The 22,198-nt window shown below is 72.2% G+C and carries 18 protein-coding genes; 10 read left to right on the forward strand and 8 right to left on the reverse strand.

The genetic code is table 11. The features are described 5' to 3' along the window. Positions 1-7 precede the first annotated feature (7 nt). Entirely contained in the window at positions 8-1,912 is a 1,905-nt protein-coding gene (gene dnaG, locus ACZ4XJ_RS08830; RefSeq protein ID WP_468495723.1) for a DNA primase, read from the forward strand. Here dnaG and ACZ4XJ_RS08835 read toward each other — a convergent pair. Next, the gene (locus ACZ4XJ_RS08835; RefSeq protein ID WP_468495724.1) at positions 1,909-2,391 is read right to left on the reverse strand and encodes a gamma-glutamylcyclotransferase family protein; all 483 of its coding nucleotides are present in this window, start codon (positions 2,389-2,391) and stop codon (positions 1,909-1,911) included. The two genes, dnaG and ACZ4XJ_RS08835, sit on opposite strands and share 4 nt — an antisense overlap. A gap of 583 nt (positions 2,392-2,974) precedes the next feature. Here ACZ4XJ_RS08835 and ACZ4XJ_RS08840 point away from each other — a divergent pair. Both ACZ4XJ_RS08840 and ACZ4XJ_RS08845 read left to right on the forward strand, forming a co-directional pair. Next, on the forward strand, positions 2,975-3,517 hold the full coding sequence (locus ACZ4XJ_RS08840) for a hypothetical protein (protein WP_468495725.1): 543 nt from the start codon (positions 2,975-2,977) through the stop codon (positions 3,515-3,517). A 129-nt stretch (positions 3,518-3,646) separates the two neighbouring features. Beyond that, positions 3,647-4,273: a class F sortase gene (locus ACZ4XJ_RS08845; protein ID WP_362878311.1), complete on the forward strand. Its 627-nt coding sequence runs from the start codon at positions 3,647-3,649 to the stop codon at positions 4,271-4,273. A gap of 12 nt (positions 4,274-4,285) precedes the next feature. Here the strand turns inward: ACZ4XJ_RS08845 and ACZ4XJ_RS08850 are convergent, their stop codons facing one another. From ACZ4XJ_RS08850 to ACZ4XJ_RS08860, 3 genes are all read right to left on the reverse strand, one after another. Beyond that, positions 4,286-5,062 (reverse strand): sulfite exporter TauE/SafE family protein, encoded by a 777-nt coding sequence (locus ACZ4XJ_RS08850; protein WP_362878312.1) that lies wholly within the window; start codon positions 5,060-5,062, stop codon positions 4,286-4,288. 36 nt (positions 5,063-5,098) lie between these two features. Beyond that, positions 5,099-5,380 carry a hypothetical protein gene (locus ACZ4XJ_RS08855; protein ID WP_362878314.1) on the reverse strand — a complete coding sequence of 94 codons (282 nt, stop codon included), beginning with the start codon at positions 5,378-5,380 and terminating at the stop codon, positions 5,099-5,101. Positions 5,381-5,486: 106 nt separating this feature from the next. Continuing rightward, positions 5,487-6,782, reverse strand: coding sequence for a ferredoxin reductase family protein (locus tag ACZ4XJ_RS08860; RefSeq protein ID WP_468495726.1), 1,296 nt, complete (start codon positions 6,780-6,782; stop codon positions 5,487-5,489). A gap of 398 nt (positions 6,783-7,180) precedes the next feature. On the opposite strand from ACZ4XJ_RS08860, the gene nirB reads away from it, so the two are divergent. Further along, entirely contained in the window at positions 7,181-9,706 is a 2,526-nt protein-coding gene (gene nirB / locus ACZ4XJ_RS08865; protein WP_362878317.1) for a nitrite reductase large subunit NirB, read from the forward strand. Continuing rightward, positions 9,703-10,035: a nitrite reductase small subunit NirD gene (nirD, locus tag ACZ4XJ_RS08870; RefSeq protein ID WP_362878319.1), complete on the forward strand. Its 333-nt coding sequence runs from the start codon at positions 9,703-9,705 to the stop codon at positions 10,033-10,035. The genes nirB and nirD overlap by 4 nt, the downstream gene beginning before the upstream one ends. A gap of 24 nt (positions 10,036-10,059) precedes the next feature. Here the strand turns inward: nirD and ACZ4XJ_RS08875 are convergent, their stop codons facing one another. Continuing rightward, positions 10,060-10,467, reverse strand: a complete 408-nt coding sequence (locus ACZ4XJ_RS08875; protein WP_362878320.1) for a VOC family protein — start codon at positions 10,465-10,467, stop codon at positions 10,060-10,062. Between the two features lie 417 nt (positions 10,468-10,884). Here ACZ4XJ_RS08875 and ACZ4XJ_RS08880 point away from each other — a divergent pair, with 417 nt between their 5' ends. Beyond that, positions 10,885-12,045: an alkaline phosphatase PhoX gene (locus ACZ4XJ_RS08880; protein WP_468495727.1), complete on the forward strand. Its 1,161-nt coding sequence runs from the start codon at positions 10,885-10,887 to the stop codon at positions 12,043-12,045. A gap of 74 nt (positions 12,046-12,119) precedes the next feature. On the opposite strand, the gene ACZ4XJ_RS08885 is transcribed toward ACZ4XJ_RS08880, so the two are convergent. From ACZ4XJ_RS08885 to dusB, 3 genes are all read right to left on the reverse strand, one after another. Then, a complete protein-coding gene (locus ACZ4XJ_RS08885; protein WP_362878323.1) occupies positions 12,120-13,145 on the reverse strand; it encodes an ArsR/SmtB family transcription factor in 1,026 nt (341 codons plus the stop codon). A 401-nt stretch (positions 13,146-13,546) separates the two neighbouring features. Then, positions 13,547-16,255 (reverse strand): pyruvate, phosphate dikinase, encoded by a 2,709-nt coding sequence (ppdK, locus tag ACZ4XJ_RS08890; RefSeq protein WP_362878325.1) that lies wholly within the window; start codon positions 16,253-16,255, stop codon positions 13,547-13,549. Positions 16,256-16,621: 366 nt separating this feature from the next. Beyond that, positions 16,622-17,782 carry a tRNA dihydrouridine synthase DusB gene (dusB, locus tag ACZ4XJ_RS08895; RefSeq protein WP_362878327.1) on the reverse strand — a complete coding sequence of 387 codons (1,161 nt, stop codon included), beginning with the start codon at positions 17,780-17,782 and terminating at the stop codon, positions 16,622-16,624. 34 nt (positions 17,783-17,816) lie between these two features. On the opposite strand from dusB, the gene ACZ4XJ_RS08900 reads away from it, so the two are divergent. The 4 genes from ACZ4XJ_RS08900 to ACZ4XJ_RS08915 all read left to right on the forward strand — a co-directional run bounded on the left by ACZ4XJ_RS08900 (position 17,817) and on the right by ACZ4XJ_RS08915 (position 22,186). Further along, positions 17,817-19,268: an MFS transporter gene (locus tag ACZ4XJ_RS08900; protein WP_468495728.1), complete on the forward strand. Its 1,452-nt coding sequence runs from the start codon at positions 17,817-17,819 to the stop codon at positions 19,266-19,268. A gap of 96 nt (positions 19,269-19,364) precedes the next feature. Continuing rightward, on the forward strand, positions 19,365-20,414 hold the full coding sequence (locus ACZ4XJ_RS08905; protein ID WP_362878331.1) for an aldo/keto reductase: 1,050 nt from the start codon (positions 19,365-19,367) through the stop codon (positions 20,412-20,414). 21 nt (positions 20,415-20,435) lie between these two features. Then, on the forward strand, positions 20,436-21,029 hold the full coding sequence (locus ACZ4XJ_RS08910; RefSeq protein WP_468495729.1) for a TetR/AcrR family transcriptional regulator: 594 nt from the start codon (positions 20,436-20,438) through the stop codon (positions 21,027-21,029). A 374-nt stretch (positions 21,030-21,403) separates the two neighbouring features. After that, complete coding sequence (locus ACZ4XJ_RS08915) at positions 21,404-22,186, forward strand: VC0807 family protein (RefSeq protein WP_468495730.1); 783 nt, start codon at positions 21,404-21,406, stop codon at positions 22,184-22,186. Positions 22,187-22,198 lie beyond the last annotated feature (12 nt).

A 22,198-nucleotide genomic window follows, 5' to 3' on the forward strand; every position in this document is an offset into this window, starting at 1 on the left:
TTCACGCGTGGCAGGACGGATCAACGACGACGACGTGAAGGCGGTACGGGACGCGGTCCCGATCGACGCCGTGGTCTCCGAGTACCTCCAGCTCCGCAACGCCGGCGGCGGCAACCTCAAGGGCCTGTGCCCCTTCCACGACGAGAAGTCCCCGTCCTTCCAGGTCAGTCCCAGCAAGGGCTTCTACCACTGCTTCGGCTGCCAGGCGGGAGGGGACACCCTCGACTTCATCATGAAGATCGACCACCTCTCCTTCTCGGAGGCGGTCGAGCGCCTGGCCGGCCAGGCCGGCATCACCCTGCGGTACGAGGAGGGCGGCTACACCGCCGGCACCAGCGGCCGCGGCGAGCGGATCCGACTGGTCGAGGCGCACAAGGCCGCCGCCCTCTTCTACGCGGAGCAGCTGGGCGGCACCGAGGCCGAGATCGGGCGCCGCTTCCTGGCGGAACGCGGCTTCGACCAGGCGGCGGCCGAGCACTTCGGCGTGGGCTACAGCCCGGCCGGCTGGGACCACCTGACCCGGTTCCTGCGCGGCAAGGGCTTCACCGACAAGGAACTGGTCACCTCCGGGCTCGCCCAGGACAGCCGCAGCGGCAAGCCCATCGACCGCTTCCGCGGCCGACTGATGTGGCCGATCCGGGACATCAGCGGCGAGGTCGTCGGCTTCGGCGCCCGCCGGCTCCGCGACGACGACAACGGCCCCAAGTACCTGAACACCCCCGAGACCGCGATCTACAAGAAGTCCCAGGTCCTGTACGGCATCGACCTGGCGAAGAAGGAGATCGCGAAGACCTCCCGGGCCGTGGTCGTCGAGGGCTACACCGATGTGATGGCCTGCCACATGGCCGGGGTCACCACCGCCATCGCCACCTGTGGCACGGCCTTCGGCGGGGACCACATCAAGATCCTGCGCCGACTGCTGATGGACAACGCGACCGCCGAGGTGATCTTCACGTTCGACGGGGACGCCGCCGGCCAGAAGGCCGCGCTGCGGGCCTTCGAGGACGACCAGAAGTTCGCGGCCGAGACCTCCATCACCATCGCCCCGAACGGGATGGACCCCTGCGACCTGCGCCTCGCGCAGGGCGACGCGGCCGTGTCGGGGCTGGTGGAGTCGCGCACCCCGCTGTTCGAGTTCGCGCTGCGGCACATCGTGTCCCGGCACAACCTGGAGAACCCGGCGGGGCGGGCGGCGGCGCTGGACGAGGCGGCACCGATCGTCGCCAACATCAAGAACATCGCGATCCAGCACGAGTCGGCCGTCCAGCTGGCGGGCATGCTCGGCATCCGTGACGAGCAGTTCGTCGTCAAGCGGGTCGCGCAGCTGGCCCGCTGGGCCCGCGAGCGCGGCAACCAGCCGCAGCAGCAGGGGCGCGGCGGCAACCGGTCCCCCGAGTCGGCGCCCTCCGCGCCGGCCGCGGCGCCCGGCGGTCCCGCGCTGAACCTGCGCAGCCCCGCCCACCGCACCGAACGCGAGCTGCTCAAGCTGGCGCTCCAGCGGCCGGCCCTGGTCTCCCCCGCCTTCGACGCGTACGGCATCGACGAGTTCACCGCCCCGCCCTACGCGGCGGTCCGCCAAGCCATCCAGGACGCCGGCGGCGCCGCGCAGGACACCGACGACTACCTGATCCGGGTCCGCGAGGCGGCGCCGAACGACACCGTCCGCGCCCTGGTGACGGAGCTGGCCGTCGAGGCCATCCACGCCAAGACGGTGGACGAGGTGTACGCCGGGGACCAACTGGTGCAGGTCCGGCTGCGCGCCGTGGACCGCCGGGTCCACGAGGTCCAGGGCACCATGTCCCGGCTCGGCCCGCAGGCCCCGCCGGAGCAGCACGCGGCGGTCCAGGAAGAGCTGTGGGTGCTCCAGCAGTACGGCCGCCGGCTGCGCAACCGCGGCGCCGAAGGGCTCTAGACCGTCCCTTTCGGATCCTGCCGGGCCCCGGTCCGGCGGCGGGCGTGCCAGTCGCCGCCCGGGATCGGGGTGCCCGAGTCGGCCAGTCGGCGGGCCAGGGGCTCGGCCGCCAGGTAGACCCAGGCGCGGACGCGGACGCCGTCGGGGCGGACCGCGTCGCGGGCGACCCGGTCGTAGAGGTTCCCGGGGCGGCCCGGGCCCGCGTACTCCTCCAGCAGGTCCAGCGCGGCCAGGAGTTCCCCGTACGCCTGCGGCAGCGCGGTGATCAGCTCGCCGGCTATCGCCGTCGCCGAGCCCGGGCGGTCCACGGCGTACGGGTAGCCGGGGCCCTCGTACAGGACCGCTCCGGGCAGTCGGGCCGGTTCCTCGGCGGCGGTGCGGCCCCGGAGGAACAGGTCGTGGTTGACCTCGCCCGGCCGCAGCGTCCCGTACACGAAGAACGGCAGCGTGCCGGATTCCGGCCGATCGACCGATGCCACGGGGTCCTCCCTCGACGCAGACCGACTCGACCCACACCGTACGCACCCCGCCCGCGCGGCCGGCGCGGACCCCCAACCCCCTGAACCCGCCGGCTTCTTCTCCCCATGACGCGATCACCCCGCCGCTCCCCCGTCTCCCCGCTGCTCTGCGCCGTCCTGCCGGCCGCCGCGCCGTCGGGGGCTGCGCCGCGCCGGGCGGGCTCGGCGAGGACGAAAGGGCACGGCCGAGCGCGGCCGGGGCACCGGGCTCGGGCTGACCATCGCCTTCGGGCAGGCCCGGGTGATCGGCGCCCAGGTGACCCTGGCCGGTCCGGCCCCGTCGGGGGCGGCGGCGACGGTGACCCTGCCGTCGGCGTGAGCCGGCGGGCCCGCCCCCGGCGGTGGCGGCGGTGGCGGCGGCGGCGGTGCGGGGGCCGGTTCACCCGGACGGGGTGGGGGGACACGGATGCCGTCAAACCGGCTCTGACGTGCACGGATGCCGGTTCGGCGGGCGGAGTTCCGGTGATCTGACGGGGGCTCAGCAGGCGGCCGGCGGGTCCGGCGGTTTACCTCAGGACACGACCCCGTGTCCTCAGGAGCCCCCATGCGCCGCAGCACCGCCCACGTGCTCACCGCCACCGCGCTGACCGCCGTCGCCTTCGCCGGTCCGGTCGCCGGAGCGGTCGCCGCCGCGGACCTCGGCATGACCGCCTTCGCCCCCGGGGACTTCGCCGTGCTGGAGGTCTGGCCGAAGTCGGCCCCGGCGGGCACCACCGTCACCGTGAACACCACGGCCTGCGGCAAGGGCAGCCACGCCGAGGGCGATGCGAGCACCGTCGGCGGCGGGCGGTTCAAACTCGCCCCGGGCACGCACAAGGAGGTCGTCGTGGGTCAGTTCCAGGTCGCCCACGGCACCCGAACCGGCACCTACGGCATCGGGGTGACCTGCGCGAACGGCAAGTTCGCGACCGGTGACCTGGCCATCACCGAACGCGGCCCGCAGGGCCACGTGCGGACCGGGGTGGGTGGTGGGACGACCACCACCTACGACCCCGCCAAGATCGCGGCGGGGGTGGCCGCGCTGGCCGCCGCCGCCGTCGGCGGTACCTGGCTCCTGCGTCGCCGGGCGAGCGGCACGCGGAGCTGACGGACGCCCACCGCGGCTCCGGCCGCGGTCCGACCGGTACCGTCCCCGTCGCCCGCCCCCGCGAGGTCCCCCCCGTTCGCGGGGCCGGGCGACGGCCAGTCACAGGAACGGAGAGACGAGGGGGCAGCCATGGGAACCTCCGGGCGGACCTCCGGGCGGGGAGGGCTCGTCGCCCTCGTCGCCTGCGTCGGCGTATGGCTCGTGAGCAGCGGTTCCGGCGAGACGGTCGGGCCCCCGCTGCCCTCCCCCGGTGAGGCGCTGAGCGCGCAGGCCGCGTACCCGGGGAGCATCGACCCGCTGCCCGGATCCCCGCCGCGGCGGATCCGGATCCCCTCGATCCGGGTGGACGCGCCGCTGACCGGCCTGGGCCTGGACCGCGCCGGTAGCCTCGACGTGCCCCCGCCGAACCGCGTCAACCTCGCCGGCTGGTACCGGGAGGGGACCACCCCGGGGGCTACCGGGACCGCCGTCGTGGCGGGTCACGTGGACCACGCGCGCGGCCCGGCCGTCTTCTACCACTTGGGCGCGGTGCGCCGGGGAGCGTCGATCGAGGTCGTCCGCGAGGACGGACGCACGGCCGTGTTCACCGTGCACGCCGTCGAGGTCCACGACGCCGACGCGTTCCCCGACCAGCGGGTGTACGGGCCGGCCCCGCGCGCGGAGCTGCGCGTGATCACCTGCGGCGGCGGCTTCTCGCCGCGGACCGGATACCAGGGCAACGTCGTCGTCTTCGCCCACCTGACGGGGACGTACTGATCCGCCGGGCGGCTATCCCCACTGTTCGAAGCCGAGTTTGACGACGAGCGCGCCCACGACCGTCAGCAGCACGCCGCGGACGAAGCCGCTGCCCTTCTTGAGGGCCATGCGGGCGCCGATCATGCCGCCGGCGAGGTTGAAGACCGCCATCAGGGCGGCCAGTTGCCACAGCACCATGCCCTGGTGGGCGAACATCGCGAGCGCGCCGGCGTTCGTGCAGGTGTTGACGATCTTCGCGGTGGCGGAGGCGGTGACCAGGTCGAGGTGGAGCAGGGCGGTGAGGGCCAGCACCAGGAAGGTGCCGGTGCCCGGCCCGATGAGGCCGTCGTAGAAACCGATGCCGAGGCCCGCGAGGGCGATGGTCAGCAGGACCCGACCGCGTGTGACCGGCGCGGCGGACGGCGCCGCGCCGAACCCGGGCTTGAAGATCACCACCGCGGCGACCACCACCAGCACGACCATGATCAGCGGACGCAGCGCGTCCTTGCTGATGCCGCCCGCGAGCGTGGCCCCGCCCATCGACCCGGCGAGCGCGGCCAGACCGATCCGGACGGCGGTCCGCACGTCCACCGGGGCCTTGCGGGCGTAGGTGACGGCGGCGCCGGCCGTGCCGACGATCGCCACCGCCTTGTTGGTCCCGAGCACGGTCGCGGGGTGGGCGTGGGGCAGGCCGAGCAGCAGGGCGGGCAGCAGGAGCAGTCCGCCGCCGCCCACCACGGCGTCGATCCAGCCGGCCGCCGCGGCGGCCACGCACAGCACGATGATCATCGTCGTCGATATGTCAGGCACCTGCCGACCCTATGGAGCGGTTCGGTGCAGCGGCCATCAATCCCCGGAAACTTGCGCAAAGGTTGAGCTTTGCCTGGCCGGCACCCGGTCCGGGGCCACCGGAGCCGCCGGTTCCACCACGGCCGTCAGCACGGTCGCGATCAGCGCCCCGGCCAGCCCGAGCCCCGCCGCCAGCCGACGTGGCGCCGGTACGCGGGCCGCCGCGCCCAGTCCGAGCCGTACGGGGGACTCCCGGCGCGGCTTGCGGTGCCGAGCCCCGGACGGGGCCGCGGGGGCGGTCGCGGGCGGCGGCAGGGTGACGTGCAGGGGGTGACGCATGGGCGCGGTGACCTCTCGACGGGACGTTCGGGAGCGGGGAGCGGGGAGCGGGCTGGGGTCCCGAGCTCCGGATTCCCGGGTTCCGTGCTCCGGGATTCGTGTGGTGTCAGAAGCTGAAGCACTCGCTGTGCACGCGCTCCGCCGGCACCCCGGCCCGCAGCAGGGCGGCCAGGGTCGCCTCCGTCATCCCGGGCGGCCCGCACAGGTAGACGTCGTACTCCGGGAGGTCCGGCACCAGCGCGGTCAGCGCCTGCGGGGCGAGCGGGTCGTACGCGGCTCCCGACGGCCCGAGCAGGTAGTGCAGCCCCGCCCCCCGTTCGGCGGCTATGGCCTCCAGCTCGGCCCGCAGCACGAGGTGTTCCTCGGCGCCGGCCCGGTAGAGCAGGGTGATCTCCCCCGGCCCGCCGGGCAGGGTCTCGAACAGGGCCCGCATCGGGGTGATCCCGACCCCGCCGGCGATCAGCAGCACCTTGGTCCGGGTCCGCCGGGCGGCGGTGAGCGCCCCGAACGGCCCGGTGGCCAGGACACGGGTGCCCGGGCGCAGCCGGCGGATCCGGCGGGAGTGGCCGCCGAGCGCCTTGACGGTGATCCGCAGCCGGCCCCCGTCGACGGGGGCGGAGAGGGAGAACGGCAGGGCGGTGTACCAGAGCCGCCGCTGGAGGAACCGCCAGCGCAGGAACTGTCCCGGCTCGGCGCGCAGTTCGGCGAGGTGCTGCCCGTACACGACGACGGAGACCACCCCGGGCCCCTCCACCCGCACCTCGGCGACCCGCAGCGCGTGCCGCAGGGCCTGGCGTACGGGGACCACGATCCGGTACCAGACCAGCAGGACGGCCACGACCGCGTGGGCGAGCGCCCAGAACCAGGCGACGGCCGCGAGGTCGGGCCCGGCGAGCTGGTGGACGAAGCCCAGGGCGACGGCGAGGTGCACGAGCAGGTGGACCCCGCGCCAGGTTTCGTGGGGGATCCGGCGGCGTACGGCGCGGGCCGAGGTCACGCCGACTGCGGCCAGCAGGACGGTGCCGGCCGCGGCGGCGGCGAGCGCGGGGTAGCCGAGCAGTTCCCGGCCGGCGGAGAGCACGTCGACGCCCTCGTGCACGGCGTATCCCAGCAGGGCGAACAGGCCGTGGCCGAAGCACAGCAGGAGGACGTACCGACCGCCTAGGGCGTGCCAACGGGCGAGCCGGTCCGCGCCGACGCCGTGCTCGACGGCGGGCACCCGGGCCATCAGGAACAGCATGACGAGCACCCCGTACCCGGCGAGGAGGCCGGTCAGGTGCGCGGCGGTCGCGAAGAGCGCGTCGAGCCGGGCCGAGGGGCGCACCTGGGCCGCCCAGAGCAGGGTCACCAGCCCCGCTCCGCCCAGCATCCCGCCCTTGACCCGCACCGCCGCATCTCGCATGCCGCTCACGCTAGGCGGCTCCCGGGGCCCGTCCGGACGCCCGGGGTGATCCTTAAGGCGGCCTTGAGGGGCGCCTCACCGGCCCTTAATCCCGGCGCTGAGGTCGGCGTTCCGTACGGGTAACAGGGGCGGTGCCGAGGGGAAACAGCGGCCCCGCACGCTCGTGCCATGACCTCGGAGCAGCGTGCGGTGGTGTCGGCCGGCGGGCCGCCGGCTCGGCGCGGGCACGGCCCCCGCGACCACCGCGCACGCCGGGGCACCGCTTCGACCCGGTCGCCCTCGGCGAACCCGGCGACGACGTGGTCCGCCCCGCCGACGCCGGCCGCCGGCCCTACCGGAAGGTCGTCGTCCGCCGCCCGACCCGTTCCACCCGCTCACCGACGACGGAGGCCACTGACATGACCGAGCCCTTGCCCGCAATCGTGCTCATCGGGCACGGCATGGTCGGCCAGCGCTACCTGGAGGCGCTCGCCGAACGCGGCGCCACCGCCACGCACCGCGTCACCGTGCTGTGCGAGGAGCCCCGGCCCGCGTACGACCGCGTGCACCTGACCTCGTACTTCTCCGGTTCCACCCCCGAGGACCTCTCGCTGACCCCGGCCGGTTTCCTCCGCGACCACGGCATCGACCTGCACCTCGACGACCCCGCCGAGCGCATCGACCGCGACGCCCGCACGGTGACCTCCCGCTCCGGGCGGGTGTTCCCGTACGACGTGCTCGTCCTGGCGACCGGCAGCTACCCGTTCGTGCCGCCCGTGCCCGGCAAGGACGCCCCCGGCTGCTTCGTCTACCGCACCATCGAGGACCTCCTCGCGATCGAGGAGTACGCGAGGACCCGGACCAGCGGCGCGGTCGTCGGCGGCGGTCTGCTCGGCCTGGAGGCCGCAGGCGCCCTGAAGGGGCTGGGGCTGGCCACCCGCGTCGTGGAGTTCGCGCCCCGCCTGATGCCCGTGCAGGTCGACGAGGGCGGCGGCGCCGCGCTGCTGCGCACCATCGAGTCGATGGGCCTGACCGTGCACACCGGGGTCGGCACCCAGGAGGTGCTCACCGGCGAGGACGGCGCCGTCAGCGGGATGCGGCTCTCCGACGGCTCGACCGTCGACACCGATCTGGTCGTCTTCTCGGCCGGCGTCCGCCCGCGCGACCAGCTCGCCCGCGACGCCCTCCTCGACGTCGGCGAGCGCGGCGGCGTCGCCGTCGACTCCCGCTGCCGCACCTCCGACCCGCGCGTCTACGCCATCGGCGAGTGCGCGCTGGCGAGCGACGGCCGGGTCTACGGCCTGGTCGCCCCCGGGTACGAGATGGCGGAGACGGCCGCCGAGGACCTGCTGGGCCGCGAGAAGGAGTTCACCGGCGCCGACCTGTCCACGAAGCTCAAGCTGCTCGGCGTGGACGTGGCCTCCTTCGGCGACGCCCACGGCGCCGCCCCCGGCAGCCTCGACGTCGTCTGGTCCGACTCCCGCTCCGGCGTCTACCGGAAGCTGGTCGTCTCCCCCGACGGGGTGCTGCTCGGCGGGGTCCTGGTCGGCGACGCCGACGCGTACGGTCTGCTGCGCCCCCTCACCGGCACCGTCCCGCCCGTCTCCCCCGAGCAGCTGGTGCTGCCCGCGGGGCTCGGTCCCGCCGCCCAGCTCGGCCCGTCGGCGCTCCCCGACGACGCGGTGATCTGCTCCTGCCACAACGTCACCAAGAAGGCCATCAGCGCCTGCGTCGACCTGCCCGAGGTCAAGAAGTGCACCAAGGCGGGCACCGGCTGCGGCAGTTGCGTCAAGGTGATCGGGCAACTGCTGCCGGCCGCCGCCGACCAGGGGCTGTGCGGCTGCTTCCCGTACACCCGGGCGGAGCTCTACGAGATCGTCCGGACCCGCCGGTTGGCCTCGTACGAGGAGATCCTCGACGGCCACGGCCGACCGGAGGCGCGCGGCGGCGACGGCTGCGAGGTCTGCAAGCCCACCGTCGGTTCGATCATCGCCTCGCTCGCCCCCTCCCTCGGGGCCAGCGGTTACGTCCTGGACGGCGAGCAGGCCGCCCTCCAGGACACCAACGACCACTTCCTCGCGAATCTCCAGCGCAACGGCTCGTACTCGGTCGTCCCGCGCATCCCCGGCGGCGAGATCACCCCCGACAAGCTCATCGTGATCGGCGAGGTGGCCCGCGACTTCGGCCTCTACACGAAGATCACCGGCGGGCAGCGCATCGACCTGTTCGGCGCGAGCGTCGACCAGCTGCCGCGCATCTGGGCCCGCCTCGTCGACGCCGGATTCGAATCCGGGCACGCCTACGGGAAGGCCCTGCGGACGGTGAAGTCCTGCGTGGGGCAGACCTGGTGCCGCTACGGGGTCCAGGACAGCGTACGGATGGCCATCGACCTGGAGCTGCGCTACCGGGGCCTGCGCGCCCCGCACAAGCTGAAGTCGGCGGTGTCGGGCTGCGCCCGCGAGTGCGCGGAGGCGCAGAGCAAGGACTTCGGGGTCATCGCGACGGCGAGCGGCTGGAACCTCTGGGTCGGCGGCAACGGCGGGGCCACCCCGCGCCACGCCGACCTCCTCGCGCAGGACCTGTCGGACGCCGAACTGGTCCGGCTGATCGACCGGTTCCTGATGTTCTACATCCGCACCGCCGACCGGCTGGAGCGCACCTCCACCTGGCTGGACCGGCTGGAGGGCGGCCTGTCCCACCTGCGGGACGTGATCGTGCACGACTCGCTCGGCCTGTGCGCCGAACTGGAGTCGCTGATGGCCGAGCACGTGGCGCACTACCGGGACGAATGGGCCGAGACCCTTCAGGACCCGGAGCGGCTGGGCCGGTTCGTGTCGTTCGTCAACGCGCCCGGGGCTCCGGACCCGACCGTGAGGTTCGTCGCCGAACGCGACCAGGTCAAGCCCGACCTGGCCGTGCTGACCATAGGAGGAGCCGTCCGATGACCGTGGAACTACGGGTTGCCGAAGGCTGGTTGACGGTGTGCGAGCTGTCCTCGCTCGTTCCCGGCCGGGGGGTCGCCGCGCTGCTCCCCGACGGGAGCCAGGCCGCGGTGTTCCTGGACCGCTCGGGGCGGCCGTACGCCATCGGCAACCAGGACCCCTTCACCGGCGCGCACGTGCTCTCGCGCGGGCTGGTCGGTCGCGCGGCGGGCCGGCCCTTCGTGGCCTCGCCGCTGCTCAAGCAGCGCTTCGACCTGGAGTCGGGGCGCTGCCTGGACGACGAGGGGGTGACGGTCCGGACCTACCCGGTGCGGACCGCCGCGACCTCGTGAGCCCCCGTCCCCGGCGGTCGGGGGTCAGCCCTGGACGGCGGCCGGATCCATCCACATGATCTCCCAGGTGTGGCCGTCCAGGTCGTCGAAGGCCCGCCCGTACATGAAGCCGTGGTCCTGGGCCGGCCGGGGCTCGGTGCCACCGGCCGCCACGGCGGCGTCGACGAGCTCGTCGACCGCGGCGCGGCTCTCGGCGCTCAGACACAGCAGCACCTCGGAGGTACGGGTGGCGTCGGCGATCTCCTTGTGGGTGAAGTCCTTGTAGCGGGCCTCGGTCAGCAGCATGGCGACGATCGTGTCGCTGATCACCACGGAGGTGCAGTTCTCGTCGGAGAACTGGGCGTTGAAGGAGTACCCGAGCTTGCTCCAGAAGCCCTTGGCGGCGTCCAGGTCCTTGACCGGCAGATTGACGAAGATCATGGTGGCGGACATCTCGGTCCCTCTTCTCTCGTGTGCGGCGCTGCGCCGTTCCGTGCTGTTCGAGGGGTAGACGGGGGCCGCCGCTGAAACTCATCGCTGTCCGGCAAAGTTTTTCGACAACCCGGCCAGCACGAGGAAATCGCAGGTCAGCGCGGCGGACCAGGTCATGCTCGGGTCGGGTGCCGGGCGCCGCCCCGCCGCCCCGCGCGCGGCGCCCCAGGGGCACCACCCGGGCCCCCGTCGGCCGTCCACGCGTCCTCCGGGCAACGTCCGTGTGTACGGAAGTCGCCGCCGAAGGATTGACCCCGAGCCGGTCGCTCGTGCGTCATGAGGAATTGACGTCACGTCAACTCGACGCCTCTAGGTTCCTCGACGCATGCGACCTCGCGCCCGACCGGACGCGGGGCCTTCCCTCCCACAGGAGTGACCGTGGAACGTCGTACCTTCCTGCGCGGTGCTGTCATCGGCTCGTCCGCCGCCGCCTTCGGGGGCACGTTGATGCGGGGAGCCGCCTACGCGGCCCCCGCCCAGCCCGGCGCCGGCCCCTACGGGGGCCTCGGCGCGGCCGACGCGAACGGCATCATGCTGCCCGCCGGGTTCACCAGCCGGGTCATCGCCCGCTCCGGCCAGACCGTCCCCGGCACCTCGTACACCTGGCACAGCGCCCCCGACGGCGGCGCCTGCTACCCCGACGGCTCCGGTTGGATCTACGTCTCCAACTCGGAGATCAACCCCTCCGGCGGCGCGAGCGCGGTCCGCTTCAACTCGTCCGGCACCGTCACCGGCGCCTACCGGATCCTCTCCAACACCCGGCAGAACTGTGCGGGCGGCAAGACCCCCTGGAACACCTGGCTCTCGTGCGAGGAGGTCGACCGCGGCTTCGTCTACGAGGCCGACCCGTACGGCGTCAACGCGTCGGTGCAGCGCCCCGCGATGGGCCGCTTCAAGCACGAGGCCGCGGCGGCGGACCCGGTGCGCAAGGTGATCTACCTGACCGAGGACGAGACGAGCGGCTGCTTCTACCGCTTCATCCCCACCACCTGGGGCAACCTGTCCTCCGGCACCCTCCAGGTCCTCAAGGCCGGCACGGCCTCCTCGGGCTCCTTCACCTGGGCCAACGTGCCCGACCCGGACGGCTCGCCGACGGTCACCCGCAGCCAGGTCTCGGGGTCGAAGAAGTTCAACGGCGGCGAGGGCTGCCACTACGCCAACGACACCGTCTGGTTCACCACGAAGGGGGACAACCGCGTCTGGCAGCTCAACCTCGCCACCAGCACCTACGAGCTGGCCTACGACGACTCCCTGGTCCCCGGCGGCGCGGCCCCGCTGACCGGCGTCGACAACGTGACCGGGTCCTCGTACGGGGACCTGTACGTCGCCGAGGACGGCGGCAACCTGGAGATCTGCGTGATCACCCCGGACGACGTGGTGGCCCCGTTCCTGCGCGTCACCGGCCAGTCCTCCTCGGAGATCACCGGACCGGCGTTCTCCCCCGCCGGCAACCGGCTGTACTTCAGCAGCCAGCGCGGCACGACGGGCAGCTCCTCCGGCGGCATCACCTACGAGGTGACCGGCCCGTTCCGCACCTGACGCCCCTGACGCCCTCCGCGCGGCCCCGGCGACCCCGGGGCCGCGCGGAGGCGTACGGGAGCGCCCGCGGGCCCTCACGAGACGACGGCGCCGCCCTTGAGCAGGGCCGCGCCGAGCGGCGTCACCGTGTGCAGGACGGCGTTGCCGTGGCGGAGGGTGGTGACCAGGCCCGCCTCGCGCATCACGCAGGCGTGTTGGCTCGCCGAGGCCAGGGAAACCCCCGCCCGGCGGGCGAGCTCGCTGGTGGTGGCCCCGTCCCCGATGGCCCGCAGGACCACCGAGCGGGTGTGCCCGACCAGCTTGCCCAGGGTGCGCTGGCGCAGCTCCTCCGGCCGCCCGGACTCGCCGCCGGCCGACGCGGAGGCCAGCTGCGCGGCGGCCGGGTAGACCAGCACCGGCGGCAGCTCCGGATCGTGCAGGGTCACCGCGGTGCGCCGGCAGAAGAAGGACGGCTGGAGCAGCAGCCCGCGCCCCCGCAGCCGTACGTCCCGGTCCACGGGGTACTCGCATTCCAGGACGGGCGCCCGCCAGCGCAGCATCGGCGGCAGCGAGGCGAGCAGTTCGTCCGCGCCGCCGTCGAGCAGGGCCCGGCCGCGCGCGGCCCGTTCGGCCTCTATCTGCGCCTGTATGTGCGTCCAGTACGGCTCCACGGCCGCCCGGTGGTACCCGCGCAGTTCGCCCAGCAGCCGGGGCATGTGTTTGGTGCCGCCGTCCATGAACTCCCGCAGCCGGTTGGGCGTCGGAGTTCCGAAGGCCGCGCCGAAGCCCGTTCCGGCACCCGCGCCGACGAGCGACAGCTCGCGCCGCAGCCGTTCGGGACGCAGCCCGCGCAGCGCGTCGAGGGCGACGTCCCAGCCGTACTGCCCCTCGGTGGGGGTCAGGAAATCCGGGAAATAGCCGCGCGCCGGTATCAAGGCACCGAGCAGCCTTGTTTCACTATTCAACCGGCTCCGGGTTTCCGTACGCCATTCGCCGAACAGCCGGGCGTCGCGCCGGTCTCTTAAGCGGTGAAAACTAAGAATCGTTTCCCACAACGCATCGGGACGCCCTGCCATCCTTACGCGTGCCAGGTCCACTCCAGTGAAATGGATACGAAGCACCGAACCCCCAGCTGTGCAACCGCAATCCCCCCGCCCCATGAGTATGCATGCCGTCACACGTGGTCACCACGCCCTTTCGGCCACAGTTGAAACCCCTTTCGGCAGGGGCGTCACAAGCGAAATCCTGTAGTCCGCCGGGCACACTCCGGTGCGACCGAAACGCTCCGTGAAGGCCGTGGGGGGCTTTGCGGGGCCTGGCGGTCGGTCGCACAGGGAAGCGCCGACGTGCCTGGCGGATAGGCGTCAGGCGGTGGACGGGTGGGGATCCGTCCACCGCCTGACGCCGTAAAACTTTGTTGAATGCTTTGCGGAACGGGACCTTCGAAAAGACGTGGACGCCCGCCCCGGGCAGTCAGGGAACCCGGGGCGGGCGTGGTCGAGGGGCCGGTGACGCTCTCCGGTCAGCGGCTGTCGGAGCCCTTCGACTCGGCGGCCGCGCGGCCCGCCTCCAGGCGCGCCACCGGGATCCGGAAGGGCGAGCAGGAGACGTAGTCGAGGCCGACCTCGTGGAAGAAGTGCACCGACTCGGGGTCGCCACCGTGCTCGCCGCAGATGCCGAGCTTGAGGTCGGGGCGGGTGGCCCGACCGGCCTGGACCGCGCTGCGCACGAGGGCGCCGACGCCGTCCTTGTCGATGGTCTCGAAGGGCGAGACCCCGAAGATGCCCTTCTCCAGGTACGCGGTGAAGAAGCTGGCCTCGACGTCGTCGCGGGAGAAGCCCCACACCGTCTGGGTCAGGTCGTTCGTGCCGAAGGAGAAGAACTGCGCGGCTTCGGCGATCTGGCCGGCGGTCAGCGCGGCGCGCGGCAGCTCGATCATCGTGCCGATGCTCAGCTTGAGGTTGGTGCCGGTGGCGGCCTCGACCTCGGCGATGACCTGGTCGGCCTCGTCTCGGACGATCTCCAGCTCCTGGACGGTGCCGACGAGCGGGACCATGATCTCGGCGCGCGGGTCGCCCTTGGCGTTCTTGCGCTCGGCCGCGGCCTCGGCGATCGCCCGGACCTGCATCTTGAACAGACCCGGGATGACCAGGCCCAGACGGACGCCGCGCAGACCCAGCATCGGGTTCTGCTCGTGCAGCTTGTGCACGGCCTGGAGCAGGCGCAGGTCGTTCTCGTTGGCGTCCTTGCGGGACTCGGCGAGGGCGACGCGGACCGACAGCTCGGTGATGTCGGGCAGGAACTCGTGCAGCGGCGGGTCCAGCAGGCGCACGGTGACGGGCAGTCCGTCCATCGCCTCGAACAGCTCGACGAAGTCCTTCTTCTGCAGCGGCAGCAGGGCGCCGAGCGCCTCTTCGCGCTCCCCGTCGGTGTCCGCGAGGATCAGTCGCTCCACCAGTTCGCGGCGCTCGCCGAGGAACATGTGCTCCGTGCGGCACAGGCCGATGCCCTGGGCGCCGAAGCGACGGGCGCGCAGCGCGTCCTCGGCGTTGTCGGCGTTGGCTCGCACCCGCAGGCGCCGGACGCGGTCCGCGTACGCCATGATCCGGTGCACGGCGGCGACGAGTTCGTCGGCGTCGTCTGCGCCGGCGTGCATGCGGCCCTCGAAGTACTCGACGACCGGGGACGGTACGACGGGTACCTCACCGAGGTAGACCTTGCCGGTGGAGCCGTCGATGGAGACGACGTCGCCCTCTTCGATGACGGTCTCGCCGACCGTCATGCGGCGGCGCTTGGTGTCGACGTCGAGTTCCTCGGCGCCGCAGACGCAGGTCTTGCCCATGCCGCGGGCGACGACGGCCGCGTGCGAGGTCTTGCCGCCGCGCGAGGTCAGGATGCCCTGGGAGGCGATCATGCCGTCCAGGTCGTCGGGGTTGGTCTCGCGGCGGATCAGGATGACCTTCTCGCCGGAGCGCGACCACTTGACGGCCGTGTACGAGTCGAAGACGGCCTTGCCGACCGCCGCGCCCGGGGAGGCGGCGATGCCGCGGCCCAGCAGGGTGGTCGAGGCGGTGTCGTCGAAGCGCGGGAACATCAGCTGCGCGAGCTGGTGGCCGTTGACGCGCTGGAGGGCCTCGGCCTCGTCGATCAGACCCTGGTCCACGAGCTGCGTGGCGATGCGGAAGGCGGCGCCGGCGGTGCGCTTGCCGACCCGGGTCTGGAGCATCCACAGCTGACCGCGCTCGATGGTGAACTCGATGTCGCACAGGTCCTTGTAGTGCGTCTCCAGCGTCTCCATGATCGTCATGAGCTGGTCGTACGAGACCTTGTCGATCGACTCCAGGTCCGCGAGCGGCACGGTGTTGCGGATGCCCGCGACGACGTCCTCGCCCTGGGCGTTCTGCAGGTAGTCGCCGTAGACGCCCTGGTGGCCGCTGGCGGGGTCGCGGGTGAAGGCGACGCCGGTGCCGGAGTCGGGGCCCAGGTTGCCGAACACCATGGAGCAGATGTTGACGGCGGTGCCCAGGTCGCCCGGGATGCGCTCCTGGCGGCGGTAGAGCTTGGCGCGGTCGGTGTTCCAGGAGTTGAAGACGGCCTCGACGGCGAGGTCCATCTGCGCGCGGGCCTCCTGCGGGAACTCGCGGCCGGCCTCCTTCGCGACGATCTTCTTGAAGTGCTTGACCAGCTTCTTGAGGTCGGCGGCGTCGAGGTCGGTGTCGACGGTGACCTTCTTGGCGGCCTTGGCCTCTTCGAGGGCGTCCTCGAACAGCTCGCCCTCGACGCCCAGGACGGTCTTGCCGAACATCTGGATGAGGCGGCGGTAGGAGTCCCACGCGAAGCGCTCGTCACCGGACTGCGCGGCGAGACCGACGACGGACTCGTCGGAGAGGCCGATGTTGAGGACCGTGTCCATCATGCCGGGCATCGAGAACTTGGCGCCGGAACGCACGGAGACCAGCAGCGGGTCGTCCGACTGGCCGAGCTTCTTGCCCATCCGCGCCTCAAGGGCGGCAAGGTGTGCGCTGACCTCGTCGCGCAGCTCGGCCGGGGCCTCGCCGCTTTCGAGGTAGACCTTGCAGGCCTCGGTGGTGATGGTGAAGCCGGGAGGGACGGGGAGACCCAGGTTGGTCATCTCGGCGAGGTTGGCTCCCTTGCCGCCGAGAAGGTCCTTGAGGTCCCGGTTTCCCTCGGTGAAGTCGTAGACGAACTTCTGATCTTTGTTTTCCGACACGGGTCTCGACTCCTCGAGGACTCGGGTGGCTGCCCTGACGGCCAGGAACATACCCAGATCGAAGGCTTATGGGTACGTCCACTTGGTCGTCATACGGCTGTAACCACCCGTGCGCCAGCAGATCGAAAGTAACTCACGGGTAATCGGAAGGCCCGAAGAGCGTTCACCTCCCGAAGACGAAGGGGCCCATAAAGGCCCACTGACGCTCGGATGAGCGATCATCGATACATTTGCGTTCAAGTCTTGAACGCTCAAAGGGTGGCACCCAGTGCCACCCTTTGAAAGTCTTACCCGTGACCTTTCTGCTCATCTGAGCGAAACCTCGCCCCTGCGTGGCGTATATCACGCGCCACGGAGGGCGATTTGTCAGCCTCCGGAAGTGTCCAGCTCCGCGTCCTCGCTCACACCCGCGCAGTCATAGGGATCCTTCAACCAGCCCTCAGGCAGGACAACTCGGTTGTTTCCGGACGTCCGGCCCCGCGGGCCGTCCGCGCTCTCGGGCCACGACTGATCCAAATCCAGCTCGCTCAGATGAGCGTCCAGTTCGGCCAGGGAGGACGTGACCGCCAGCTTCTGGCGCATCTCGGATCCGACGGCGAAGCCCTTCAGGTACCAGGCCACGTGCTTACGGAAGTCGATCACCCCGCGCGCCTCGTCACCGATCCACTCCCCCAGCAGTTCGGCATGCCGGAGCATGGTGGCCGCGACCTCGCGCAGGTTCGGCTTGTGGAAGTCCTCGGGGCGGCCCTCGAAGGCCGCGACCAGGTCGTTGAACAGCCACGGCCGGCCCAGGCAACCGCGCCCGACCACGACGCCGTCGCAGCCGGTCTCGCGGACCATGCGCAGCGCGTCCTCGGCGCACCAGATGTCGCCGTTGCCGAGGACCGGGATCTCCGGCACGTGCTCCTTGAGGCGCGCGATGGCCTCCCAGTCGGCGGTGCCGCCGTAGTGCTGGGCGGTCGTCCGCCCGTGCAGGGCTATGGCGGTGACGCCCTCCTCGACGGCGATCCGGCCCGCGTCGAGGTAGGTGAGGTGCTCGTCGTTGATCCCCTTGCGCATCTTCATGGTGACCGGCAGGTCGCCGGCGCCCGCGACGGCCTCGCGCAGGATCGCGCGCAGCAGGTTCCGCTTGTACGGGAGGGCCGAGCCGCCGCCCTTGCGGGTGACCTTGGGGACGGGGCAGCCGAAGTTCAGGTCGATGTGGTCCGCGCGGTCCTCGTCGACGATCATCCGGACGGCCTTGCCGACGGTCGCCGGGTCCACGCCGTACAGCTGGATCGAGCGGGGCTTCTCGGTCTCGTCGAAGTGGATCAGCTGCATGGTCTTGTCGTTGCGCTCGACCAGGGCGCGGGTCGTGATCATCTCGCTCACGAACAGCCCCTTGCCGCCGGAGAACTCGCGGCAGAGCGTGCGGAAGGGGGCATTGGTGATCCCGGCCATCGGCGCGAGCACCACCGGGGGCTGCACGGTGTGCGGGCCGATCGCGAGGGGCGGGGGAAGCGTGGTCATCCGCCCATTGTCCCGCATGCCGGGGCGCGGGTGCGGACGTACGATCGGCCCCATGATCGAGCCGAGTCACCGGCAACGCACGCTCATCCTGGCGATCTGCTGCATCAGCCTGCTCATCGTCAGCCTCGACAACACCGTCCTGAACGTGGCGCTGCCCTCGATGCGCGAGGACCTGGGTGCCTCGGTCGCGGGCATGCAGTGGACCATCGACGCCTACACCCTGGTCATGGCCTCGCTGCTGATGCTCGCGGGCTCCACCGCCGACCGGATCGGCCGCCGCAAGGTGTTCGTCACCGGTCTGATCCTCTTCACCCTGGGCTCCCTGCTGTGCTCGCTCGCCCCCGGGCTGGGCTGGCTCATCACCTTCCGCATGGTGCAGGCCGTGGGCGCGGCGATGCTCAACCCCGTCGCCATCTCGATCATCACCAACACCTTCACCGATCCGGCCGAACGTGCCCGGGCCATCGGCATCTGGGGGGCGGTGGCCGGTCTCTCCATGGCGGCGGGTCCCGTGATCGGCGGCGTCCTGGTGGACACCGTCGGGTGGCGGTCCATCTTCTGGGTGAACCTGCCGATCGGGCTGGTGGCCCTCTGGCTGACCCTGCGGCACGTCCCCGACTCCCGGGCCGCGCACGCGCGCCGGCCCGACCCGGTGGGGCAGCTGCTGATCATGGGGCTGCTGGGCTCCCTGACGTACGGGATCATCGAGGCCCCGGCCGCCGGCATCGGCTCCCCGCTGATCCTGAGCTGCGCCGTGATCGCCGTCGCCTCGTTGGTGGGGCTGCTGCTGTACGAGCCCCGGCGCGAGGAACCCCTGATCGACCTGCGGTTCTTCCGCAGCGCCCCGTTCAGCGGGGCGACGGTGTGCGCCGTCAGCGCCTTCGCCGCGCTGTCCGGGTTCCTCTTCCTGAACACCCTGTACCTCCAGGACGTACGGGGGCTCAGCGCCCTGCACGCCGGGCTGTACATGGTGCCGATGGCCGGGCTGACCCTGCTGTTCGCACCCCTGTCGGGGCGGCTGACCGGCAGTCGGGGGCCCCGGCTGCCGCTGCTGATCGCGGGCGGGGCGATGGGGTCGAGCGGGCTGCTGTTCGCGGCCTTCTCGGCGGAAACCTCCACGCCCCTGATGTTCGTCGGGTTCATGCTCTTCGGCCTCGGCTTCGGCATGGTCAACGCCCCGATCACCAATACGGCCGTGTCCGGGATGCCGCGCGCCCAGGCCGGGGTGGCGGCCGCCGTGGCCGCCACCAGCCGGCAGACCGGCGGGACGCTGGGGGTCGCCGTGATCGGCGCCGTGCTGGCCGCCGGGACGGCGGGCGGCGGCGAGTTCACCGCGGCGGCGAAGCCCGCCTACTGGATCATCACCGTCTGCGGACTGCTCGTCCTGCTGGTCGGCGCCGCCACCAACGGCCGCTGGGCCCGCGGGACGGCCCTGCGCACCGCGGCGGCCCTGGAACCGGGTTCGCCCGGGCAGGGCTCGGCCCCGGTCGGGGCGCCGCGGTAGCTCCCGCACTCCCCTTCCCGCTGCGGCGCGGACGCCCCGTCGCACTGACGAGTGACAGATATTGAAATCTGTCACTCGTCATGCCATTCTCGTTCCATGACCACGAACCAGAACACCCCGAGCACCTCCCACGGCCCCCGCACGCTCGGCGCGACCGGTCCGACCGTCTTCCCGCTTGGTCTGGGCTGCATGGGCATGTCCGCCCTGTACGGCGAGGCCGACCGCGGCGAGTCCATCGCCACCCTCCACGCCTTCCTCGACGCCGTCCCCGAGGGCACGAACGCCCTCCTGGACACCGGCGACTTCTACGGGATGGGCCACAACGAACTGCTGATCGCCGAGGCCCTGCGCACCGCTCCGGCGGCGGCCCGCGAGCGGGCCCTGACCAGCGTGAAGTTCGGCGCCCTGCGGACGGTCGAAGGCGGTTTCGCCGGGTACGACGGCCGGCCGGACGCCGTCCGCAACTTCCTGGCCTACTCGCTCCAGCGACTCGGCCGGGACCACATCGACGTCTACCGGATCGCCCGCGTGGACCCGGACGTACCGATCGAGGAGACGGTCGGGGCCATCGCCGAGGCCGTCCAGGCCGGACACGTCCGGCACATCGGCCTGTCCGAGGTCGGCGCGGACACCTTGCGCCGGGCCGCGGCCGTCGCCCCCATATCGGACCTCCAGATCGAGTACTCCCTGATCTCGCGGAACATCGAGACGGAGATCCTGCCGACCGCCCGCGAGCTCGGCATCGGCGTCACGGCGTACGGGGTGCTGTCCCGCGGCCTGATCAGCGGGCACTTCTCGCGGGAGCGGGAACTGGCCCCCGGCGACTTCCGGGGCATGAGCCCCCGCTTCCAGGGCGACAACCTCGACCGCAACCTCGCCCTGGTCGAAGCGCTGCGCAAGGTCGCCGAGGAGAAGGACGTGAGCGTCGCCCGGATAGCCATCGCCTGGGTGCTCGCGCGCGGCGAGGACATCGTGCCGCTGGTGGGCGCACGGCGCCGGGACCGGCTCGCCGAGGCACTCGGTGCCATGCGGGTGGAGCTGACCGCGGCGGACCTGGCGGCCGTCGAGGAGGCCGTACCGGCCGGAGCGGCGGCCGGCGACCGCTACCCGGCGGCGCAGATGGCCCACCTCGACAGCGAGCACTGACGCGGCTGTACGGTCGTACTCATGCCCCCCCCTGCTGCCGAGCCCCTGACCCCCGAGCGCATCCTCGAAACCACCGAGGAGGTGCTGCGTCGCTTCGGCCCGACCAAGGCGACCGTGGTGGATGTGGCGCGCGCCCTGGGTGTCAGCCACGGCAGCGTGTACCGGCACTTCCCCTCGAAGGCGGCGCTGCGCGAGGCGGTCACCGACCGGTGGCTGGCCAAGAGCGTGGTGATGCTGGAGAAGATCGCCTCGGCTCCGGCCGAGCCCGCCCCGTCCAAGCTGGAAGCGTGGCTGGAGGCCCTCTTCGAGGCCAAGCGCCACAAGGCCGGTGACGACCCTGAACTGTTCGCCACCTACACGGTGCTGCTCGCCGAGAACAGCGGCACGGTCGACGCCCACCTCACCGAGCTGATCGACCAGCTGGCCGCGATCATCGCCGAGGGCGTCGAAGCCGGGACCCTGTCCGCACCCGATGTCCAGGGCGCCGCCCGCGCGGTCTTCCACGCCACCGGGCGGTTCCACGACCCGCAGTACGCGGCGGACTGGCTCTCGCCGTCGATCCTCACGGAATTCGAGGCGGTCACCGCCCTCGTGATCCGGGGCCTGCGCGCCTGATCCGGGCCGGGGCCGCGTGCTGCTGCGGTGTGCTGGTTCCGGGCTGCGGGCTCCCGGCCGGGGTTCCGGGCCGGGGTTCCGGCCGCGGGTTGCGGCACCCGACTCCCGCCCCGGGTCGCGGACACGGGTTCCGCGCCTTCCGATCCCCTACCCACTCCCGCGCACCCCTGTGGCCGCGGTCGCCCCGCTCCCCCGTGCACCCCTGTGTCCGCGTCACCGCGTCACCGCGTCGCCCCCGGGCCGTTCGCCGCGATGTCCGGAATTCGATGGTCCGGGTGTCTTGACGATCTTTTTGGGCACTCGATGGCTTGCCCATGCCATCTTGCTGCCTACGGTCCCCTGTACCGCACGCACAAGGCACCCCAGGGGGAAGCATGTCCACCCAGGTCGCTCGACCCGACGCACCCGCCCGATCGGGCGTCGCCACCGCACTCGGCTGGCTCCTGACCATCGCGCTCAACGTGGTCGCGCCGATCCTCACCTACAACTTCCTGACCGGCAGCCGGGGCTGGGAGGAGTTCCCGGCGCTCCTGCTGAGCGGTGCGTGGCCCGTCCTCGACACCGTGATCCACGTGATCTGGCGCCGCAAGGTCGACGAGTTCGCCGTGGTCACCATGGTGTTCCTGGTCATCACCGCCGTGGTGGGCCTCGTCGGGGACCATTCGGCCCGGACCCTGCTCGTCAAGGACTCCGTCGTGACGGGGCTGTTCGGCGTGCTCTGCCTGGCCACGCTGCTGGCCAAGCGCCCGCTGATGTTCTACTTCGGCCGCAAGTTCGCCACCGACGGCACCGCCAGGAGCACCGCCTGGTGGAACGGCCTGTGGCAGTACGAGGGCTTCCGCACCACGATGCGCCGCATGACCCTGGTCTGGGGCGTGGCGTACGTGATCGAGGCGCTGGTGCGCGTCGTCCTCTCGTACAGCGTGAACACCAAGACCATGGTGGTCGTCAGCCCGATCATGGTCTACGGCGTGCTGGCCGCCCTCGGTGTCTGGACCGCCCTCTACGGCAAGCGCTCCCAGGCCGAGGGTGAGCGCCGCGAGGCCGAGGCCAAGGCGCGGGCCGAGGCCGAAGCCGCGCCCGCGGGCGCTCCCCGAGCCGCGCCCGAGGCCCGGAGCGAGCCGGCAGAGGCCGGGCGCGGCGGGGGGTCCGCGTAGGACGCGGGGAGG

It is taken from the genome of Streptomyces sp. NPDC029836 (assembly GCF_055574495.1).